Raw genomic sequence first — 15,966 nt, 5'->3', positions numbered from 1 at the left:
CCGGTTATTAACTAGTAGTCTCAGGCAGACTCGAACTGCCGACCTCTACATTATCAGTGTAGCGCTCTAACCAGCTGAGCTATGAGACTGTAATTAAACAATCTATAGTTGTTAAGTAATAGTCTTAAGTAAAAAACTCAATACTAAAGTCTAACTACTATTTACTTGTTTATTAAAATTAAATCGACAGCTATTGAAAACTAAAACCTATTACTAACCTTTCGGTTGTAAGTCGTTTGCTGTTTGTTAAAGATATTGTTACATATAAATACATAACGCACTATAACAGGGACAAGCTCTAGAAAGGAGGTGTTCCAGCCGCACCTTCCGGTACGGCTACCTTGTTACGACTTAGCCCTAGTTACCAGTTTTACCCTAGGCCGCTCCTTACGGTGACGGACTTCAGGTACCCCCAGCTTCCATGGCTTGACGGGCGGTGTGTACAAGGCCCGGGAACGTATTCACCGGATCATGGCTGATATCCGATTACTAGCGATTCCAGCTTCATGGAGTCGAGTTGCAGACTCCAATCCGAACTGAGATAGGGTTTATAGATTCGCTCCTTATCGCTAAGTGGCTGCTCTCTGTCCCTACCATTGTAGCACGTGTGTGGCCCAGGACGTAAGGGCCGTGATGATTTGACGTCATCCCCACCTTCCTCACGGTTTGCACCGGCAGTCTGGCTAGAGTTCCCGACATTACTCGCTGGCAACTAACCACAGGGGTTGCGCTCGTTATAGGACTTAACCTGACACCTCACGGCACGAGCTGACGACAACCATGCAGCACCTTGTAATCTGTCCGAAGAAAACTCTATCTCTAAAGCTGTCAGACTACATTTAAGCCCTGGTAAGGTTCCTCGCGTATCATCGAATTAAACCACATGCTCCACCGCTTGTGCGGGCCCCCGTCAATTCCTTTGAGTTTCATTCTTGCGAACGTACTCCCCAGGTGGGATACTTATCACTTTCGCTTAGTCACTCAGCCCGAAGGCCAAACAACTAGTATCCATCGTTTACGGCGTAGACTACCAGGGTATCTAATCCTGTTCGCTACCTACGCTTTCGTCCATCAGCGTCAATATATTGTTAGTGATCTGCCTTCGCAATCGGTATTCTATGTAATCTCTAAGCATTTCACCGCTACACTACATATTCTAACCACTTCACAATAATTCAAGACATACAGTATCAATGGCAATTCTATGGTTAAGCCACAGACTTTCACCACTGACTTATATGCCCGCCTACGGACCCTTTAAACCCAATGATTCCGGATAACGCTTGCACCCTCCGTATTACCGCGGCTGCTGGCACGGAGTTAGCCGGTGCTTATTCTTATGGTACCGTCATCAGTCTACACGTAGACCTTATTCTTCCCATATAAAAGTAGTTTACAACCCATAGGGCAGTCTTCCTACACGCGGCATGGCTGGATCAGAGTTGCCTCCATTGTCCAATATTCCTCACTGCTGCCTCCCGTAGGAGTCTGGTCCGTGTCTCAGTACCAGTGTGGGGGATCTCCCTCTCAGGACCCCTATCTATCGCAGTCTTGGTAAGCCGTTACCTTACCAACTAACTAATAGAACGCATAGTCATCTTATACCGCCGAAACTTTAATTATTTAATGATGCCAAAAAATAATACTATGGGGTATTAATCTTCGTTTCCAAAGGCTATCCCCCAGTATAAGGTAGATTCTATACGCGTTACGCACCCGTGCGCCGGTCGTCAGCAAATAGCAAGCTACTCCTGTTACCCCTCGACTTGCATGTGTTAAGCCTGCCGCTAGCGTTCATCCTGAGCCAGGATCAAACTCTTCATCGTGTGTTGTTAATAATTTTAACTCCTCACAACTCGAAATATCCGGTCAATAATAAACTTCTAGTTTTCAAATTCTTTGTAATAATACCCGAAGGTATTAATACGCGCTGTCAATTCAATAAATCAATGAACTTTCTCTACCACTATTAATAGTAGAAAACTCTTGTAAATGCCAAGGAATCGAACCTCAAATTAGACTAACTAATCTTCCAAAACATCTCAATAAAAACTCTTGAACTTCGCTAGATATGTTACTGTTTCTCTAAGCGGGTGCAAATATACAACTGTTTTTTAAACTCACAACTTAATCTTAAAAATAATTGAAAATTTAATTTTCAACCTCTAAAACCAAGTAACAATTGCAATGAACATAACTCACAAATAACCTCCATTTGTTAGCGGCTGCAAAACTACAACCTTTTTCCTAATTACAAACTATCTTTTGAAAAATAATTTGAAGAAATAAAAACAAACTTTTTGAAGCCATTTAAAAGAACAAACTCTTACCGTGAAGCGGGTGGCAAAGATACACCGAAGTTCTAATCTGACAAGAATATTCTTAAGGAAATTTTAAGGAAATATGCAACTCCCTGTAAACACAAGAAGTAGCTTTTAAAATAATTTGATTGACACATAAATAACCATAAAAGAACCCTCTTTTGCACCCTATAAATTCAGAAAAACTAGCACATCTTACCTCAGCAACCATCAAATAGCTGCAAAAACCACCCTAGAAATTTTCGCGAAAGCGTAAAAGGTACACTACACTAAAGTATATAGGTACTACTCTACTCCTTTATTCTTCCACTTATCTGATAATTCGAGAAATTTAAAATCTAACACACTAGGCTGCGGCTCAAGTATACCTGATTGAAAAGAACGCTGTAGTATATCTTCTATAAGGTAATCCTCTTGTTCTTGTTCTGGATTGAATTCTCTCTTAAGTGAAATATCAAAAGCGCTTGCGGTGGTGTTATACCAAAATGCTCTCCAGCCACTGCGTAGTCTCTTTATTAACTCGAAGGCTGTCTCACCTGTTTGACGATGTATGAGTTTAATAAGTATTTGCCCTTCTGTGCGTGTGAGTTTCTTAAGCTCTGCTGAAAATTCGCCTTCTAGGTACTTATGAATGATTTTTGTGTATTTCTTTCTAGCACGTTTTCCTTCTATGGAGTCAAGTCTATTATTAAGCGCGACCAGCCTATCTGCAGCGAGTTTTGCATAAGGAAAAACCTTTCTGGTTTTACGGCGTAGTATTAAGTATCGTCTTCGGTCTTGCTTATTATCAAATTTTAGCCTTTTAAAAACGATTACCTCATTAAGATCTATAGCGCTCCTTGGAATGGTGTCTCCTTGAATTATGTAATATTCAATTTCAACTTCTGTTGAATCTACAGGAGTTTCTTGAGCTTGTGCAAGCCCTGCTATGAATACTATTATATATAGGAGATTATGTATACGCATCTTTTTTATTTCGCTTTAAGCTAAAATCATTCCAAAATTAAAGATTAGAGTGCTATAACGTCATTAACTCTTGGTTAATATTCTTACTTTTAAAAAAAATATTATTCTATGGCTTCAAAAAGCATTTTAAATAAAAAGTCTCTAGACTTTCTTGAGAGTTACCTCAACAACGCAGCCCCTACAGGCTATGAGTGGGATGGACAGAAATTATGGATGGATTATCTTAAACCATATGTAGATGAGTTTATCACAGATACCTACGGTACGGCGGTTGCGGTAATAAATCCTGAGGCAAAATATAAGGTTGTAATAGAAGGTCACGCAGATGAAATCTCTTGGTATGTAAATTACATAGCAGATAATGGTCTTATCTATGTAATACGCAATGGTGGTAGTGATCACCAGATTGCACCTTCTAAGATTGTAAACGTGCATACTAAAAACGGAATTGTAAAAGGAGTTTTTGGCTGGCCAGCAATACATACTCGTAATAAAGCAAAAGAAGAAGCACCAAAACCTGACAATATCTTTATAGACATAGGAGCAAAAGATAAAGAAGAGGTAGAAAAAATGGGTGTACACGTAGGTTGTGTAATTACGTATCCAGACACCTTCCATATTCTTAATGACGATAAATTTGTGTGTAGAGCGATAGATAACCGCGCTGGTGGTTTTATGATTGCAGAGGTAGCGAGACTTTTACACGAGAATAAAAAGAAACTACCTTTTGGACTATACATCACAAACTCAGTACAAGAAGAGATAGGACTGCGTGGAGCACAAATGATTGCAGAACGTATAAAACCAGATGTTGCCATTGTCACAGATGTTACTCACGACACGACAACACCTATGATAGATATGAAAAAACAGGGACACGCAGAGATAGGCAAAGGCCCTGTAGTTGCTTATGCTCCTGCTGTACAGCAAAAACTACGTGACCGTATTACAGAAACTGCAGAGAAGAAAGAGATTCCTTTCCAGAGGGCTGCACTTTCTCGTGCTACGGGTACAGATACAGATGCTTTTGCTTATAGCGGTAGTGGTGTTGCCTCTGCTCTTATATCATTACCATTAAGATATATGCACACTACTGTAGAGATGGTACACCGTGAAGATGTAGAGAATGTAATAAAACTTATTTATGAAACGCTGCTTACTATAGAAGATGGTGAGACGTTTTCATATTTTGAATAAGTAGTAGTTACGCTTTCGCGAAAGCGTTTTTAATAAAAATCCCGCTCTATAATATAGAGCGGGATTTTTTATGTTTACTATTAAATTATTCCTTTCATTAAGGAATCCACTTCTTATCAAAGTTAGGTGCTCTTTTTTCTAAAAATGCATTTCTACCCTCTACGGCCTCATCTGTCATATATGCTAGACGTGTAGCCTCTCCAGCAAAAACTTGTTGTCCCACCATACCGTCATCTGTAAGGTTCATTGCAAATTTGAGCATCTTTATAGAAATAGGTGATTTTGCAAGAATCTCTTGCGCCCACTCGTAGGCAGTATCTTCTAGCTCTGCGTGAGGTATCACTGCATTTACCATCCCCATCTCATAAGCCTCTTGAGCAGAATAGTTTCTACCTAAGAAGAAAATCTCTCTCGCTTTCTTTTGACCTACCATTTTTGCGAGGTAAGCACTTCCGTATCCACCGTCAAAAGAAGTTACATCTGCATCTGTTTGTTTAAAAATAGCGTGTTCCTTACTTGCAAGAGTTAAGTCACAAACTACGTGCAGGCTATGCCCACCTCCTACTGCCCATCCTGGGACAACAGCAATTACTGCCTTAGGCATAAAACGTATGAGACGTTGCACCTCAAGTATATTTAATCTATGATATCCATCTTCACCTACATAACCTTCTTTACCACGTGCTTTTTGATCTCCACCAGAGCAAAAACTATAGACGCCGTCTTTAGAAGATGGTCCCTCGGCAGAGAGTAACACTACTCCTATAGATGTATCTTCATTTGCATCATAAAAGGCATCATATAATTCCTTTGTGGTATTAGGCCTAAACGCGTTGCGCACGTCTGGTCTATTAAAGGCTATGCGAGCAACACCGTTACTCTTTTTGTAAGTTATGTCTTTATATTCTTTGGCTGTTTGCCAGTTTGGCTTATCCATAATGTGCTATTTTTACGTAAAAATAATTCTTTATTACTAGATGATGAAAAAAGTACTACTAAGTATTGTGGTTGTTTTTGCTTTCGCAAAAGCGTATTACGCACAAGAAAACACTACGGGTTCCTACATTTTTACAGATACTATTGATTTACAGGCTACACCAGTCATAAGTCAAGGAGTAACAGGAACGTGCTGGAGTTTTAGTACATCTTCATTTTTAGAAAGCGAGATTGCTAGACTTACTGGTAAAATGGTAGATCTTTCAGAAATGTACACAGTAAGGAATACTTACCCGGCAAAAGCTGAAAATTATGTAATGCGTCAAGGAAAGGCTCAATTTTCTGAAGGCGGACTCGCGCACGATGTCATTAATAGTGTTACGCGTTATGGCCTAGCACCAAACAGCGCCTACACCGGTCTGACACTTACAGATACTAAACATAACCACGCCGAAATGGTGGCTGTTATACATAGTATGCTAGACACTTATATAGATAATCCAGGAAGAACATTAAGCAAAAAGTGGAAAACCGCAGTAGATAAGGTGCTGGATGTTTATCTAGGTGAGAATATTAATAATTTTTCTTATGATGGTAAAACGTACACTCCTAAAGAGTTTGCGAAGGAAATGAAGATAGTGCCTACCGATTATGTAACACTAACTTCTTTTACTCACCAGCCATTTTACAAATCATTCATCCTTAATATTCCTGATAACTTTTCTAATGGAGCGATGTATAATGTACCGCTAGATGAGTTTGTTTCAAATATAGATAACGCATTAAGCAACGGTTATACAGTAACGCTAGATTGTGATGTGAGTGAGTTATCTTTTTCTTCAAAACACGGTGTAGCTGTAATACCAGATAATGAAAGTAATAAGAAACTCGCTGTACTAGGACCGGAGCAAGAAAAAACAATTACACAACAATACCGTCAAGATGAGTTTGAAAACTATAATACTACAGATGACCACTTGATGCATATCACAGGGAAAGCAACAGATCAAAATGGTAATGTCTATTATAAAGTAAAAAACTCGTGGGGTACAGACTCTGGAAGAACGAAGTATGATGGCTACATATATATGAGTGTGCCCTACATACGTCTCAAGGCCATCTCTGTGATTATGCATAAAGAAGGGCTATCAAAACAAATTTCTAGAAAGATTCGTTTTTAAACTCGACGAAATAGTCACTTTTATCGACTAATTGAATTTTAACACTATACAGTAGTCCCTTTGTAACTTATTATCCTTAAGGTTTTTATTCAAATTATCTTTAAGTAATAATCACAACTACCAAAGTCAATGAGTATAAGGGAATTAAAGTCTATAGAAGATATTGAAACTATATATCATCTAGACATCGGATCTGTTACTATGTTTAAAAATTATCTCGTAACAGAATTTAAAGAAGGCGTTTTACTTGATGCTCAAAATTACGAATATCTAGCCTCGCTTATCAAAGATCATTTTAACCATTTAGACACATTTGGATACATATCAAATAGACTTAATGCTTATGCTGTTGTTCCTACAGCACTTATGAATACTGAGCCTTTCAATATCCCTAATGCTAAAGTCGCCATTGTAAGTTATAATGAGACTAGTAAAAAGTCTTCCATTTTTGAGAGCAAATTTTATCCATTTGAACCTAGAATATTTGACAACTTACCCACAGCTGTTGAATGGGTCACTAGTCGCTCATCTAGTCCAGTTTACTAAGAATATTTTAAAATCCTCCATATATAAAAACAGTAGGCAGCTCGATGAGCTGCCTACTGTTTTTAGGACTTATTTTAGAAAACTAATCTATAAGATGTATTCCGTCATCCTTGATAAGTATTTTACGATCTCGATACAAAGTCCCAATCGCTTTTTTAAAACTTTTTTTACTTAACCCTAATTGGTTTTGTATATCTACTGGATCAGATTTATCATGCAAAGCCATGAATCCATCATTTGCTTGAAGTTCGTCAAAGATATACTGTGCATTAGGCTCTATACTTTTGTATCCTTCTTCTTGCAGGACCAGATCTATTTTCCCATCTGGTCTCACCTTCTTCACCCATGCTTCAAGCTTATCACCAGTTCTTATATCTTCAAAAATATCTTCCTTGTAGATGAGCCCTTTATGCTTACTATTTACAATTGCATTTGCACCGCGCTCTGTAATGTGAGAAATAATCACCTCTACTTTATCAAATTTCTTAACCTCAACATTATCGTTAGATAAATACTTCATGGTTTTGCTTGTAGCCGCAAGACGGTTTGTTTTTGCGTCTAGATACATGTAAACAATGTACCAGCTTCCTACTTTCATAGGTCTAGCTTGTTGAGCAAATGGAACAAACAGTTCTTTTTCAAGTCCCCAGTCTAAAAATGCTCCTACTTCATTTACGGCAGTACAACGCAAATAACCAAAGTCATTAAGCTCTATAAAAGGCTTAAGAGTAGTCGCTACCGGCCTCTCTTCATGATCAAGATAAACATACACGTTAAGTTCATCCCATATTTTATACTCCTCTGGCACATATTTATTGGGTAACAAGACGTCATCTCCTGCTTCATTAGAAAGAAAAAGCCCAGGCTCTGTCTCTCTATCTATTCTCATTATATGGTACTTTCCTATATCTAACATAATCTTAATTAAAGTGCAAAAATACGATTACTTGAATTACAAACAACCATCTACGTCTGACTTAATCTATGGGTACAAATAACAAGAATTTGAGATGAATACCTGAGACGATTAAGCAAACAAATAGCTACCTTAAAACAAAAAAACGCTTTGACTTGTTGTCAAAGCGTTTTCTACATATAAAATGTAATAGTAGTCTATTTGTAAACAGACTCTTTTTTAAAGTGCTTAGCTAGCATATAGTATACTACGGCACGATATTTATTACGGTTAGACTTTCCGTATGTTTCAAGAACACTATCGATAGCCTTATCTAAGTCTGCGCTATCTGCAAGACCTAGCTTTTTTATTAAGAAGTTATTCTTCACAGTAGCGATTTCTGTAGCACTACCTCCAGAAACTGTAGATGAGTCTTTATTATAGATAGACGGTCCACATCCTATTGTTACTTTTGTAAGGAAATCCATATCTGGAGTTACTCCACATTTGTTTTTTAAATCATCTGCATACTTAGCGATGAGTTCTTCTCTTTTGCTCATAATTATGTTATTACTAGTTTAGTTAATTCGATTTTACTTCCTAAAGATAAACAAAAAGTTAAACTCTCCTTAAAAAAGCTTACTTGATAAAGTTAAAGTAATCGAGTAACACTTTATCGTTGATTTTGCGCGGTGTGAAGATTTCAAGCAATGTAGGTTTATCGTTAGATGCATATAACTCCGCTTTCGCGAAAGCGCAACCTTCCTCACTATCTGCTTTTAAGTACTTAAAATTATACATCTCACATAATTTCTCTGCCGAAAGATCATGCGTAGTTTCAAAAAACTCATCAAAGTTATCTGTGTTCTTATCCTTGTTAGGCAAGATGCGGAAAATACCTCCTCCACTGTTGTTAATAACGATGATTTTGAAATCTTGCGGGATATTCTTGTTCCACAGCGCATTACTATCATAAAAAAAACTTAGCTCTCCAGTAATGAGTGTAGTAGGTTTTGCACTTACCATAGCAGCTCCTATTGCCGTACTGGTGCTTCCATCTATACCACTAGTTCCTCTATTACAATACACCTCAAGGGTTTTATTGATATCAAAAAGCTGAGCGTATCTCACAGTACTACTATTACCTAGTTGCAGCATTGAGTGATCTGGAATCTCACTGAGAATATGGTCAAATGCCTTAAAATCGCACCATTCCATTTGATTGATATACTCTGTATGCAGTATATCGCGTTTTTCCCTTACAGCGAGCCATTCCTTTTGGTAAGGGCTTTGAGAGTAAGAAGTGTGCTCTCTCAGGCTTTCTAAAAAGTGAGAGGCAGATGTTTCAAAGTGCTTATTGAGACAGAAATAAGTATCATAAGCTTTCTTGGTATCTACATGCCAGTGTTGTTGTGGCTGGTAATTTCTAAGAAAAGCTTTTACCTTTTTTGAAACTACCATTCCTCCAAAGGTTAATACAATATCTGGCTGCAATGCTTTAAAGCCGTCATCATCCAGACTACCTATAATGTTATCTATGCGCGTAAAAAAATTAGGATGAGAAACATTTGAAGTAGTCTCTGTAAACACAATAACACTTGGATCATTGCCTAGCATATCAAGTAATGATTGATCCATCATATCAGGTTCCTGAACGCCAATAATTACAAGCTTACGCGTTGCTTTACTCCAGCTATCCATATATGGCTGTAACTCGTCTAGAGATAACTCACCAATAATTTTGTGAGGTGCTACTTCTATAGGTTTTGCTATCGCCACATCTGTCATCTCATACAAAGGCTCGTAAAAAGGAACATTAATATGTACTGGCCCAGATTGTTCAATCGCAATATTGAGCGCTTTATTAATCTCTTGATCATTATGTCGCTGGCTTTCCTTTATTTTCTGGGCAACCTTAGTATCCGTAACCTCGTCTGTAGGCACTAATTCTGAATATAAATTTGCCGAATACAAAATGTGATTTTCAAAAACGTTCTTCTGCCTTATCGTCTGTCCATCTCCTATATCTATACGTTCAATAGGTCTATCTGCACTTATAGCGATAAGCGGTATATCACTATAAAAAGCTTCAGAGATTGCTGGATAGTAATTAAGTAAAGCACTACCCGAAGTACATACAATAGCCACAGGTTTTCTAGATTGCTGTGCTATTCCTAAAGCTACAAAGGCTGCACAACGCTCATCTACAATGCTGTATGCTTTTATATTTGGATTTTTTGTAAACTCAATAGTGAGCGGTGCGTTACGGGACCCTGGAGATATAATAACCGTATCAATTCCTTTACTTAAGCAAAGGTGAACGATAGATTGTGCTACAGGAATTTTAGAGTGGATCATTAGTAACAAAAATACGATTTCTACCCTATAGAATTAGGCATCCACAATCAGGAAATGTAGAAAATTTGAGATATTTAGTTTCTCAGATCGTACACTCATATTATGTAGTACGTAGTACTTTTGCTATGGTTTGAAGCTTATTTACGGTTTCCTCCCACTCTGCAACAGCATCACTTGAGGCGGTTACTCCTCCACCTACATATAACTGTGCTCCACTAGCATCTACTTCCATACATCGTAGGTTTACAAATAAGAGTGTATGCTTTTTTATGGTGCTATACGCTAGATTCTCAACATTCCTACGTGTACTTGCTCTCTTTTTTTCTGTTTTATAATTAAGTTCTCCTAAGAACCCTGTATAATAAGAACGTTCATATCCTTCATGATTAAGAATGAAATCTTTTGCTTCATTTTTTGGTAGTCCGCAAACGGCTGGTGTGGGGTGTAAAGCATTTATTACAGCAGCTATGCTTGTTTCATTTTCATTGATGATTGCAGAAATATCTGTTTTAAGGTGCAGCAAAGTTCCTGCTTGCTGAGTCATTACATCAGAAACTTGAAGGTCATTTACAAGCGTTGATAGATTTTCAACAATAGAATCTGTCACAAATTGTTGTTCCTCTCTTTCTTTTGCTCCCCAGACCACATGAGAGCTAGTGCTTGTTTTCTGTGTTCCAGCTAGCGACATGGTATGCAAACGTCTATTATTTATAGATAACAATGTTTCCGGAGTAGCCCCTAGCCATAAACCTACCTTAGGATGATACCAGCAATACACAAATGCAGTTTTATAAGTCCCAAGTAATCGCTTGAAAATCTCCACAGGAGATTCATAGTTATGCGGTATGTTTTGCTTTCGCGAAAGCACAACTTTCTTCATAACCGTATCTGCTATGGCCTTAATTCCTTTTCTTACTAAGTCAATATGTGCTGCACGATCTTCTTTTGTGTGATTAACAACGATTGTTTCTGCATCTAGCAGTATATCATTTTCAAAAGAATCTAGTTCCATAACAAAAGACTCTTCTGTAGGAATCAAGACAGTCTCTGAAGTAGATGCATCAAAAGGAGCAAACACAAAGCCACTTTCTGAGAAGTCATTTACCTCATGAAGAATTTCATCATCTTGTAAAAGCGCATGAATCTTTTCTTGATTAGGTTTTCTGTACACCACAAATGGCAATGTACTTTCAAAATGCTCTTCGATATGGTTAAAAAAGTCTGTGCTATTCATTACTTCCTAGGCAATGCGATTGTAGTCAATTTACATTTAGATATAAGGGCATCATTTTCATCTACCACATCGATGTTCCAAAGCTGGGTGGTTCTGCCTTTGTGTATAAATGTAGCTTTTGCATAAACCATCCCATCACGTTTGCTCTTCACATGATTTGCCGAGATTTCGATACCTCTAATGGTATGCTCCTGATTGAGAAACATAAAACTAGCCGCGCTCCCTACACTCTCTGCAAGTGCAACCATAGCACCTCCATGCAGCACTCCATCAGGCTGATGCACTTTTGGAGTTACAGGCATTTGTGCTACAAGAAAATCCTCTCCAAAATCGATATAAGTAATATCTAAGGTTTCCATTAAAGTATTTTTACAACTCTCTGCTAGACGTGCTAGTACTTCTTCTTTACTATTTTTCATATAAATCTTTCAAGCAAACAAATTATAGATACTTTCGCATATCAAATTTCGTTAATATTGAACACAAAACCCTCTATTATGATTAAAAAGACACTAGCTATCACATTACTTATATTAACATTTATCTCTTGTGATAAAATAGATGAGCTCACTAAGTTTGATATAGACTACACTACAAATTTTACCATACAGGCCACTACCCTATTAGGTACGCCGTTTGATATTGTTACTCCGGAGACTACAACAAACTCAGAGTCAGAATTTGAGAACAACAATACAAATTCTAGCCTTGTGGAGAGTGTAAAGTTAACCACAATAAGACTTGACCTTCAAACACCTGCTTCTGGTGATTTTGATTTTTTAAATGAAATTTTCATTTATATCACTGCAGATGGTCTTCCAGAACAACTCATAGCTTCTAAAGTGGGTATACCAGAAAATGGAGCTCGCTCACTTACGCTAGACATAGAAAATGTAGAGCTTGAAGAGTACATTAAGAAAGATTCTTACAGATTACGTACAGAAACAACAACAGATCAAACTATAGAGTCTGATCACGAAATCGAGATTTATACTAAATTTAAAGTAGATGCTGAGATTTTAGGAGTATAATAACTCATAACATATCGCTTCTTACAAAATGTGTCGTATTTTTAAATACGACACATTTTTTTTGATATGAAAGTAAAGACATTAGAAAACGAAAGAGCTAAATTACTTGCCTTAGAAAATTATCACTACAGTGATCTTCTTCCACTATCACAAGAAGTCGATCTTAACGCTTATGGCGGTTCAGACATATCTACTGGGCCTAAACTTACAGCTTATATAAAAGACGCGATTAAAAGGCAATCTCTAGGAACTGCTTTACCATTTATAATTTTTGATAAAAAACATGGCAAATTTGCTGGATCTACTCGATTTGGTAACATAGACGCCTTAAATAAAGTAGTTCATATAGGATGGACGTGGCTTGGAGAAGATTTTCGCGGAAGCGGTCTTAACTTACATGTTAAGTTTCTCATGTTACGTTATGCCTTTGAAAAGCTACGTTATGAACGCGTAGAATTTCGTATTGATGAGCGTAATACTCGCTCAAGAAAAGCGGTAGAAAAACTAGGCGCAACGCTTGAAGGTATTATGCGCAAGGATATTATTACAAAGAATGGCAGACGCCGTAATTCTTGTTGTTATTCTATTCTCAAAGAAGAATGGGAAGAAATTAAGAACACGCGATTTATTGATATTCTGGATAGTAAAGAAGAGTAGATTTTTAAAGTGCGCTTTCGCGAAAGCAATTATCTACACCTCAACTTTTGTAAATTCAAATCTTACCATTCCATCATCGTCTATGGAAGTTAGCTCCACCTCATGCAATGTATTTACAAGTTCTGGATTCCAAGGAGATTTTACTTTTACGTAATTTTCTGTAAACCCGTGAATGTAGCCTTCCTTATTCTCACTTTCAAAAAGTACAGTACGCGTGCTGTTTAATTGAGACTCATAGAATGCTCTACGCATTTTGGCTGAAAGTCCTCGTAACATTTTACTACGTTTACTTCGCACTTTTTTGGGAACTACGCCATCCATTGCAGCTGCAGGAGTATTATCACGTTCTGAGTACGTGAAGACGTGTAGGTAAGAGATGTCTAAACTAGTAAGGAAATTATACGTTTCTAGAAAATCCTCATCTGTTTCTCCTGGAAAACCTACGATTACATCTACACCTATACAAGCGTGGGGCATAACCTCCTTTATTTTAGCAACACGGTCTACATACAGCTCTCGTTGATAACGACGACGCATTAACCCAAGAATCTTGTTACTTCCACTCTGCAGTGGAATGTGAAAATGAGGTACAAAAGTGCGTGACTTAGACACCACATCTATTGTTTCATTCTTAAGAAGATTAGGCTCTATGGAAGATATTCTTAAGCGTTCTATTCCTTCTACTTTATCAAGTTCTTGTACAAGTTCTAAAAAAGTATGCTCGTGTTTTTTATTACCAAATTCACCCTTACCGTAATCTCCTATATTAACTCCAGTAAGCACAATCTCTTTTATACCTTGCGCAGCTATTTTTGAAGCGTTATCGAGTACATTTTGTAATGTATCACTTCTAGAAATACCTCTAGCGAGTGGTATGGTACAATAGGTGCATTTATAATCACAGCCATCTTGCACCTTTAGAAAGGCACGAGTTCTATCTCCTATAGAATAAGAACTTACATAGAAATCTGCATCTTGAATCTCACAAGCGTGCACTTCTCCACCTTCCTTAGATCTATCTGGATTATCTAGTAAATCGTTTATATAGCTAGTAACATTAAACTTCTCTGTCGCTCCAAGAACGAGATCTACACCATCTACAGCAGCAAGCTCTTCTGGCTTGAGTTGTGCATAACAACCTACTGCGACAGTGACTCCTTCTGGATTTACTTTTTGAGCTTGTTTTACAATAGACTTAAAACGCTTATCTGCATTTTCTGTCACACTACATGTATTTATCACATAGACATCTGCAGGCTCAGAAAACTCGACTTTATCAAAACCTTCCTGTCCAAAACTACGAGCAATAGTACTAGTCTCTGAAAAATTGAGTTTACAACCTAATGTATAAAATGCGACTTTCTTTGTAGAGGACATGTGGTGATGATTTGAAAAAATTGCTCAATTTTTGAGGACTGCAAAGGTAACAAAAGAAGTAAAGAAAATATTATTACTTATAATAACTAATCTCTAGTAGTAAAGAATTTGTTTCTAGCAGCAACGGCATCCTTAGTATAATCGCTAAAAACTCCGTCTACCCCTGCCTTAAAAAACAATTGATACTCGGTTGCACCACTCTTATTATTATTCCACAGGGTATCTTCTTTTCTAAAGGTGTACGGATGCACTTCTAACTTATACTTATGTGCCATCGCAACAAAATCTGTAGGAGCTAGCACCTCAACCTCTCCTTCATCTGTTTTACTATAAGAAATTACAAAAGGTTTCCAAGGACCTATACCATCTGCATAGGCGGAGACAAACTTCATTCCCTCTTCGGTTGTAAAGTAGCTGTACGTGTGAGCATTTTTATTAAGTATGAAATCATAAGGTTGCCCTTCTGGATCATAGCTGCCATCTTCTTTAGTGAAGCGTAAATCTCCATTACTAGAGATTCCAGCTGCACCAATAAGCTGTATAAGTCTCACTTCAGAATGAGTTGCTATGTACTGCAACGTACTCACCTCAAAACATTGCACAAAAATGGGAGAAGTCTTACTTACATAACCAGCAATTGTAATCTGATTAAGGAAGACATCTTCCATGGCGAGCCCTAGACTTTTATGAAAACTAGGATGCTTTAATTCTGGATAAATACCCACAGAATTTCCTGATGTGGTTTTATGCGCTTTCGCGAAAGCGATAATCTCCTCAAACGTAGGGATCTCAAAAAGATCATCATACTCGTGAGTTCTCTCTTCCCAAGACTGCCTAGCTCGTAGTGTTTTGAGTTCGCTAAACGTGAAGTCAGATACAAACCAATCTGTCACAGCTACACCATCAAGCATTTTGGTTGTTTTACGATCTGCATATTCTGGGAGCGCAGAGACATTAGTCGTTTCAGAAATAAAAGGCTCATGCCTAGCTACAAGAATTCCATCCTTTGTCATCACAAGATCTGGCTCTATAAAATCTGCGCCTAGTTCGATTGCTTTTTTATACCCTTCCATCGTATGCTCGGGATATAAAAATTGTGCTCCCCTGTGTGCAATAACAATAGGCGTATTATGAATTTGAGGTTCCTCCATTTGATCACAAGATAAGATGAGTATTGAAAATAAAAGCGTTATGCTGATTAAACGAATCATGTACACAAAGGTAGAATCTATTCCACAAAAAAGGCGCAAATGATATTTGCGCCTTT

At 37.6% G+C, this 15,966-nt stretch carries 14 protein-coding genes, 1 tRNA gene and 1 rRNA gene; 5 read left to right on the top strand and 11 right to left on the bottom strand.

Features of this window, described 5'->3' with window-relative positions; all coding sequences use genetic code 11:
* Window positions 1-15: 15 nt before the first annotated feature.
* From D017_RS10165 to D017_RS10155, 3 genes are all read right to left on the bottom strand, one after another.
* Window positions 16-89 (bottom strand) — tRNA-Ile (locus D017_RS10165).
* 213 nt (window positions 90-302) lie between these two features.
* A 16S ribosomal RNA gene (locus D017_RS10160) occupies window positions 303-1,826 on the bottom strand.
* A gap of 780 nt (window positions 1,827-2,606) precedes the next feature.
* Entirely contained in the window at window positions 2,607-3,287 is a 681-nt protein-coding gene (locus D017_RS10155) for a DUF4294 domain-containing protein (protein ID WP_035336335.1), read from the bottom strand.
* A gap of 108 nt (window positions 3,288-3,395) precedes the next feature.
* Here D017_RS10155 and D017_RS10150 point away from each other — a divergent pair, with 108 nt between their 5' ends.
* Window positions 3,396-4,484, top strand: coding sequence for a M42 family metallopeptidase (locus D017_RS10150; protein ID WP_035336334.1), 1,089 nt, complete (start codon window positions 3,396-3,398; stop codon window positions 4,482-4,484).
* A 97-nt stretch (window positions 4,485-4,581) separates the two neighbouring features.
* Here D017_RS10150 and D017_RS10145 read toward each other — a convergent pair whose 3' ends face one another.
* Complete coding sequence (locus D017_RS10145) at window positions 4,582-5,421, bottom strand: 1,4-dihydroxy-2-naphthoyl-CoA synthase (protein ID WP_035328184.1); 840 nt, start codon at window positions 5,419-5,421, stop codon at window positions 4,582-4,584.
* A 43-nt stretch (window positions 5,422-5,464) separates the two neighbouring features.
* On the opposite strand from D017_RS10145, the gene D017_RS10140 reads away from it, so the two are divergent.
* Together D017_RS10140 and D017_RS14990 are read left to right on the top strand one after the other, a co-directional pair.
* Entirely contained in the window at window positions 5,465-6,601 is a 1,137-nt protein-coding gene (locus D017_RS10140) for a C1 family peptidase (RefSeq protein WP_035338178.1), read from the top strand.
* A gap of 129 nt (window positions 6,602-6,730) precedes the next feature.
* Window positions 6,731-7,147, top strand: a complete 417-nt coding sequence (locus D017_RS14990; RefSeq protein WP_051583871.1) for a hypothetical protein — start codon at window positions 6,731-6,733, stop codon at window positions 7,145-7,147.
* Between the two features lie 82 nt (window positions 7,148-7,229).
* On the opposite strand, the gene D017_RS10130 is transcribed toward D017_RS14990, so the two are convergent.
* The 5 genes from D017_RS10130 to D017_RS10110 form a co-directional block, all read right to left on the bottom strand.
* Window positions 7,230-8,063, bottom strand: a complete 834-nt coding sequence (locus D017_RS10130) for a S1-like domain-containing RNA-binding protein (protein ID WP_035336333.1) — start codon at window positions 8,061-8,063, stop codon at window positions 7,230-7,232.
* Between the two features lie 197 nt (window positions 8,064-8,260).
* Complete coding sequence (locus D017_RS10125; protein ID WP_035336332.1) at window positions 8,261-8,602, bottom strand: DUF2853 family protein; 342 nt, start codon at window positions 8,600-8,602, stop codon at window positions 8,261-8,263.
* A gap of 79 nt (window positions 8,603-8,681) precedes the next feature.
* On the bottom strand, window positions 8,682-10,400 hold the full coding sequence (menD, locus tag D017_RS10120) for a 2-succinyl-5-enolpyruvyl-6-hydroxy-3-cyclohexene-1-carboxylic-acid synthase (RefSeq protein WP_035336330.1): 1,719 nt from the start codon (window positions 10,398-10,400) through the stop codon (window positions 8,682-8,684).
* A gap of 100 nt (window positions 10,401-10,500) precedes the next feature.
* The gene (locus D017_RS10115; RefSeq protein ID WP_035336329.1) at window positions 10,501-11,634 is read right to left on the bottom strand and encodes a chorismate-binding protein; all 1,134 of its coding nucleotides are present in this window, start codon (window positions 11,632-11,634) and stop codon (window positions 10,501-10,503) included.
* A complete protein-coding gene (locus D017_RS10110; protein WP_035336328.1) occupies window positions 11,634-12,053 on the bottom strand; it encodes a hotdog fold thioesterase in 420 nt (139 codons plus the stop codon). Before D017_RS10110 ends, D017_RS10115 begins: the two co-directional genes overlap by 1 nt.
* 78 nt (window positions 12,054-12,131) lie before the next feature.
* On the opposite strand from D017_RS10110, the gene D017_RS10105 reads away from it, so the two are divergent.
* Window positions 12,132-12,665: a hypothetical protein gene (locus tag D017_RS10105; protein ID WP_035336326.1), complete on the top strand. Its 534-nt coding sequence runs from the start codon at window positions 12,132-12,134 to the stop codon at window positions 12,663-12,665.
* A 66-nt stretch (window positions 12,666-12,731) separates the two neighbouring features.
* Window positions 12,732-13,322 carry a GNAT family protein gene (locus D017_RS10100; RefSeq protein ID WP_035336325.1) on the top strand — a complete coding sequence of 197 codons (591 nt, stop codon included), beginning with the start codon at window positions 12,732-12,734 and terminating at the stop codon, window positions 13,320-13,322.
* Between the two features lie 33 nt (window positions 13,323-13,355).
* On the opposite strand, the gene mtaB is transcribed toward D017_RS10100, so the two are convergent.
* Both mtaB and D017_RS10090 read right to left on the bottom strand, forming a co-directional pair.
* Window positions 13,356-14,699: a tRNA (N(6)-L-threonylcarbamoyladenosine(37)-C(2))-methylthiotransferase MtaB gene (mtaB, locus tag D017_RS10095; RefSeq protein ID WP_035336324.1), complete on the bottom strand. Its 1,344-nt coding sequence runs from the start codon at window positions 14,697-14,699 to the stop codon at window positions 13,356-13,358.
* 86 nt (window positions 14,700-14,785) lie between these two features.
* Window positions 14,786-15,910, bottom strand: coding sequence for a glycerophosphodiester phosphodiesterase (locus tag D017_RS10090; RefSeq protein WP_035338175.1), 1,125 nt, complete (start codon window positions 15,908-15,910; stop codon window positions 14,786-14,788).
* Between the last annotated feature and the right edge of the window lie 56 nt (window positions 15,911-15,966).

This window comes from Dokdonia sp. PRO95, from assembly GCF_000355805.1.
GTDB lineage: Bacteria > Bacteroidota > Bacteroidia > Flavobacteriales > Flavobacteriaceae > Dokdonia.
The sequence above is the reverse complement of the archived record's forward strand: the minus strand, read 5'-3'. Positions and strand labels throughout refer to the sequence as shown.